The organism is Bifidobacterium aesculapii, from assembly GCF_001417815.1.
Lineage (GTDB): Bacteria > Actinomycetota > Actinomycetes > Actinomycetales > Bifidobacteriaceae > Bifidobacterium > Bifidobacterium aesculapii.
In genome coordinates, this window is sequence record NZ_BCFK01000082.1 from 1 (window position 1) to 5737 (window position 5737).

A 5737-nucleotide genomic window follows, 5' to 3' on the forward strand; every position below is an offset into this window, starting at 1 on the left:
CCCTGATGATGCATCAGTGGTTCCCTTTTTTTCATGTCCGAACATGATCACAAGGAAACGAGGAAACGATTCATGAAGAGGAGTCTGCTCGCGCTCGCCGCAGGCGCGTTCATCCTCGGCGCCGCCGAATTCGTGATGATGGGCATCCTGCCGCAGGCCGCCGCCGCGACCGGCGTGGACATTCCGACGGCCGGCCACTACATCTCCGCGTACGCGATCGGCGTGTGCGCGGGCACGCTCATCCTCGTGTTCGGCCGCAAGGTGCCCCCGCGCACCCTCATCGTCCTGTTCATGGCGATCGCGCTGGCCGGCAACACGATGAGCGCCCTCGCCCCCAACGCGGGCATGCTCATCGTGGCCCGGTTCATCTCCGGCCTGCCGCACGGCGCATTCTTCGGCACCGCCACGCTCATCGCCAAGACGCTCGCCGAGAAGGGCAAGGAGGCACGGGCCGTTTCGATGATGGTCACCGGTCAGACCGTCGCCAACATGCTCGGCGTGCCCGCCGGCACACTCATGGCCGAATTCCTCTCATGGCGTCTCGCGTTCGGTATCCTGGCCGCCTGGGCGGCGATGACCATCGTGCTCACGCTCTCTTGGATCCCCTTCGTGCCGCCCGTCAAGGACACGGGCATCCTCGGCCAGTTCCGTTTCCTGCGCCGCCGCGGCCCGTGGGTGATTCTCGCGGCCGTGTTCACCGGCAACGCGGGCGTGTTCTGCTGGTGGAGCTACGTGTCGCCGTGGCTGCAGAAGACCTGCGGATGGCCGTCCGCGCTGGTGCCGTTCCTCATGATGCTCGCCGGATTCGGCATGGTCGTCGGCGGCATCATCGGCGGGCGCATCACCGACAACTGGCGTCACGCCGGCACCGCGGCGCTCGGCCAGTTCATCTCGCTGCTCGGCCTGCTCATGGTGCTCGTCGTGCCCGGCAACCGCGTGACGACGGCATTGCTCACGTTCTGGATCGCGTTCGGCCTGTTCTTCATCTCCGCGCCGCAGCAGCTGCTCATGACGGAGGCCGGTCAGGGCGGCGGCGAGCTGATCGCGGGTGCGGCCGTGCAGGTCGCGTTCAATTTCGGCAACGCGGTCGGCTCGGTCGTCGGCGGCGCGATGCTCACCGCGTTCTCGATGGACTACCGGTTCACCGGATTGGGCGGGGTGCCGCTGGCGGTGCTGTCCGTCGGACTGCTCGTCTTCTACTCGCTGCGCTGCGAGGGCGACACCGAGGCGATCCATCGCCTGCGTGAAATCCACGTGTGACGTGAGGGGCGCCCTGTACGATTCCTCACACTTCATCGAAGTTCACCTCCCATTCGCCTGCATTGACCGTGTACGCCATGTCGCAGCCGTACGTTGGTCACGTCCGGTATCTATCCGCATGCATCCGCATCACACGCGAATCCGCATCGATCCACACGGCATGCGACGGACGAAACGAGGGGAATCATCATGAAGAGAAACACGAATATCGCGACGAGACTGTTCGCCGCGATGGTCGCCGCTGCGACGCTTGCCGGCGTCGGCGTGGCGACAGCCTCCGCGGACGAGACCGCGGCGGGCACGAACGCCGTCGTCGCCGCTGACGGCATCGCCGCCGGCGGCGCGACCGACGCGTTCGACGCGGCGAAGTACGCGGCCACCAGCGAAGGCCGCTACGACGCCGAAACCGCGGGCGACGACGCGACCACCTACGCCGCGGGCCCCGCAGCCCGTGCCGCCAAGCCGAACCTCGTGCAGCTGCTCGGCGAATACGACTCCTACTGGCAGCCGGCCACCGAGACCGCCGGCGGCAAGGTGCTCAACAAGACCGTGCTCGACCACGACGACGATTTCGTCCAGAAGATCAACAACGCCGCCGCCACGCCCGACGCCGCGGGTGACGGCGTCAAGACCGCCACCGCGCAGCAGCAGCGCGCGCTCGTCGACGCGGACATGAGCGCCGCCGAGACGCTGCCCGACTCGCTCGGCCCGGTGCTCGGCCAGTACTTCTCCGAAGGACTCGCCGACGGCAGCCTGAACAAGGTCTCCGACATCTTCAAGTACGACAGCATCTCCACCTCCACGGCGAAGAAGCACTTCCAGCACCCGCGCCCGTTCGAGGACCGCACCAACGGCGGCAAGAACGAGATCACGGACATCTCCGCCGGCATCAAGCGCGTGCCCGATTGGACCGACGCGCAGGGCAACACGCATTCCGCCGAATACGACGGGCTCGCCGGTTCGGGTTCGTTCCCGTCCGGCCACACGACCGGCGCCTACTCGTGGGGCGTGGCGTTGGCGGGCATGTTCCCGCAGCTCGCGCCTGAGATCCTCGCCCGCACCTCCGAGGCGGGCAACAACCGCATCGTGCTCGGCGTGCACTACCCGCTCGACATCATGGGCGGCCGCATCGACGGCGAAGTCCAGAACGGCTACTACTTCGCCACCTACTACGACAAGTACGTCAAGCCGGCCTCCGACCAGCTGCAGTCGTACCTCGCCGGCAAGTGCGTCGCCGACGGCCACGCCACCAAGCAGGACTCCGACTACGCGACCGTCACCGAGTGCGTGAACAACCTCGGCGCGAACGCGTCCAACGGCTACCAGAACGCCTTCGTCGACGCGGTGAGCCAGGAGCCGGTCACCGACCGCGCCTCGGCATTGCGCGTGTACACGAACCGTCTGACCTACGGTTTCGCCAAGACCACCTCCGGCACCGCGTTCACCGCGCCGGAAGGCTCCGCCGACCTGCTCAAGATCGCCTACCCGAAGCTGCACCGCGACCAGCGCGAGGCCATCCTCGCGAAGACCGCGATCGACGGCGGCTACCCGCTCGACTCCACCTCCGCCGGCTGGCAGCGCATCAACCTGGCCGCCGCGCTGAGCGCCAAGGTGACGCTCGACGAGAACGGCGACGTCGTCAAGGTCGAGCCGGGCGCCTCCACGCCCAGCGTGATCGGCGAGGAATACGCCGACAAGGGCGATCACCCGGGCTCCGACAACAACGGCGGCTCCACCAAGCCCGACCAGCCGGGCAAGGACGCCAAGCAGGTGACCGTGTTCGACATCACCGACTTCCACGGCCACATCGAGACCGGCCAGTGGATCGAGGCGGCGTACAAGAAGCTCGCCGTGGACCACAATCCGGGCAACAGCGTGTTCGTCTCCAGCGGCGACCTCGTGGGCGCCTCCCCGTTCGAATCCTCCTACTTCAAGGACACCCCGACCCTGAACATGGCCAAGGCGTGGGGCCTGTCCGTGAGCGCGCTCGGCAACCATGAGCTCGACAAGGGCACCAAGGACTTCAACGACCGCATCGCCGACCCGCAGTACGGCGTCGACTGGGTAGCCGCGAACATCTCCGGCGGCGCGCTCACCTCCGAACGTCTCAAGCCGTACACCATCAAGACGGTGAACGGCAAGAAGGTCGCGTTCGTCGGCGCGATCACCGCGGACCTCAAGAACGTGGTCTCCCCCAGCGTCATGCAGGGCGTGACCGTGACCGATCCGGTCGAGGCGGTCAACAAGGTGGCCGACGAGCTCTCCGACGGCAACGAGTCCAACGGCGAGGCGGACGCGGTCGTGGCGCTCATCCATGAGGACGGCGAGACGATCCGCGACGACGACGCCGGCCTCGACGCGAACGTCGACCTCGTCTACGGCGGCCACAGCCACCTCAACAAGTACGGGTCCACCACCAAGTCCGGCGCGCCGATCATCGAGGCCGGCAGCTACGGCCGCGACGCCGCCGCGCAGGACCTGTTCATCGAAGGCTCCGGCAAGAACGCGAAGGTCACCGTGCAGAACGCCTCGCAGTACGCCGTGACGTTCGTGACGAACAAGGACGGCACCGCGCCGTCCAAGGGCTTCGAGGGCGACGACAATGGCCCGGCCGCGAAGGTCTATAAGCAGGCGCAGGCGGATTCCGCCGAAGCCGGCAAGAAGGTCGTCGGCACCATCGACAAGTCCGCCGACTTCGCGAAGGGCGACTGGTCCGCCGAAACGCAGCTCGGCACGCTCAACGCGGACGCCGCGCTCAAATCCGCGAAGAAGACAGCGGAGGGCGCGAAGGCGACCATCGGCTTCATCAACCCGGGCGGCCTGCGCACCGACAACCTCGATCTTGACGGCGACAAGAAGATCACCGTCAAGGAGGCGTACAGCATGCTGCCGTTCGGCAACGACAACAGCGTGGTCGACCTCACCGGCAAGCAGCTGCGCGACGTGCTCGCCCAGCAGTGGCAGATCAAGGACGGCAAGTCCAACGTGGTGCGTCTCGGCATCTCGTCGAACGTGACGTTCGTCTACACGCTCGCCGAGGACGCGAACACGAAGGCGCCGGTCGCCACCGTCACCGACGTGTTCGTCGACGGCAAGCGCATCGCCGATACGGACACCGTGACCGTCGCCGGCAACTCGTTCCTGCTCGCGGGCGGCGACGGGTTCACCGGATTCGCTGCGCAGGGCAAGCCGCGTCTGACCGGCACGGTGGACGTGCAGGGGCTCATCGACTACCTTGGCGCGCACAAGGACGTCAAGGGCGATTCCTCGCCTGCCGGCGTGCAGGTCAAGTCCTCCTCCGTGGAGGGCGGCAAGGCGTCCGTGACGTTCGCGCTGCCGGTCTACGCGAACGGCCCGAAGCCGATCGCACTGGGCCTGTACGTCAACGGCGTGGACTTCGGTGTGACGAAGCTCGGCTCCGAGAAGCCGTCCGAGTTCACCGTGACCAAGACCCTGAGCGCGGATGAGCAGGCGAAGTTCGGCACGGCCGTGGCTTCGGTCGAGCCGCAGCTGCTCTACACGCAGGCCGAGATCGAGGCCGCCGAGAAGGCGCACGCCAACGGCGGCAACCAGGGTGGCAACAACCAAGGCGGCAACAACCAAGGTGGAAACAACCAAGGTAACGGTAACGGCAACGACCAGGGCAACCAGGGCAACCAGGGCAACCAGGGCAATGGTAACGGCCAAGGCAATAACAACGGCCAGGGCAACGGCGGCGCCAAGCCGCAGGCCAACGGCAAGACCCCGGGCAATGGTCTGTCCGCCACCGGTTCGGCTGTGGCCGGCATCGCCGTGGCGGTTGTGCTGCTGGCCGTGGCCGGCGGTGTGACCATGGTCGTGCGTCGCCGCCAGCACTGACCGAACCGGCCTCCGGGACCCCACAGGCCCGGACCATCAGGAAGCCCCGCCACCGCGCGGGGCTTCCCCATATCAAGCGCACTCGCAGTGACGGTGTTCCACACACGTGAGCATGAAACCAATGTTGGAGCGGCACTGCTCCACGATGGGCGGTAGACGGACGAATGCCCGTCGTATGGAGCAACACCGCGCCACATGTTCGGGTCCAATTCCTTGTGTGGAGCAGCGGTGCTCCACACAAGAGTTGAGAAATGCCGTGTGGAGCGCCAATGCTCCACACAATGAGTCCAAGCCGGTACTCATGGCCGGTGTGGAGCGATATTGCTCCACACTCGTGCCGGAATCCCCATATACGCCATGTGTGGAGAGGCCGCTCTCCACACTTTCGCTCATCGTCTTCCATGCGCATTGTGTGGAGCGATAACGCTCCACACAATGCGCAGCGAATCCCCTGCAAGCCTTGTGTGGAGCAGCAGTGCTCCACACGCCAAAACCTGACCCTCGTGTGGAGCGCCAGTGCTCCACACAAACCTATAAGGGGGCAGAATCGGTGTTATGCGGAGCGTTATTGCGCCACTACGCTGAGTTGCCCCCTGTGGAGCATCCATCGATGCATAAG

The 5737-nt window shown here is 66.2% G+C and carries 2 protein-coding genes; both read left to right on the forward strand.

All coding sequences use genetic code 11. The features are described from left to right. Positions 1-72: 72 nt before the first annotated feature. Positions 73-1260 carry an MFS transporter gene (locus BFAL_RS10405; RefSeq protein WP_055428303.1) on the forward strand — a complete coding sequence of 396 codons (1188 nt, stop codon included), beginning with the start codon at positions 73-75 and terminating at the stop codon, positions 1258-1260. A 189-nt stretch (positions 1261-1449) separates the two neighbouring features. Then, positions 1450-5118, forward strand: a complete 3669-nt coding sequence (locus BFAL_RS10410; RefSeq protein ID WP_236691743.1) for a 5'-nucleotidase C-terminal domain-containing protein — start codon at positions 1450-1452, stop codon at positions 5116-5118. Positions 5119-5737 lie beyond the last annotated feature (619 nt).

Excerpts from the sequence above, each read along its gene's own strand:
- BFAL_RS10405 (WP_055428303.1), top strand. The coding sequence starts at position 73 with ATGAAGAGGAGTCTGCTCGCGCTCGCCGCAGGCGCGTTCATCCTCGGC.
- BFAL_RS10410 (WP_236691743.1), top strand. The coding sequence starts at position 1,450 with ATGAAGAGAAACACGAATATCGCGACGAGACTGTTCGCCGCGATGGTC.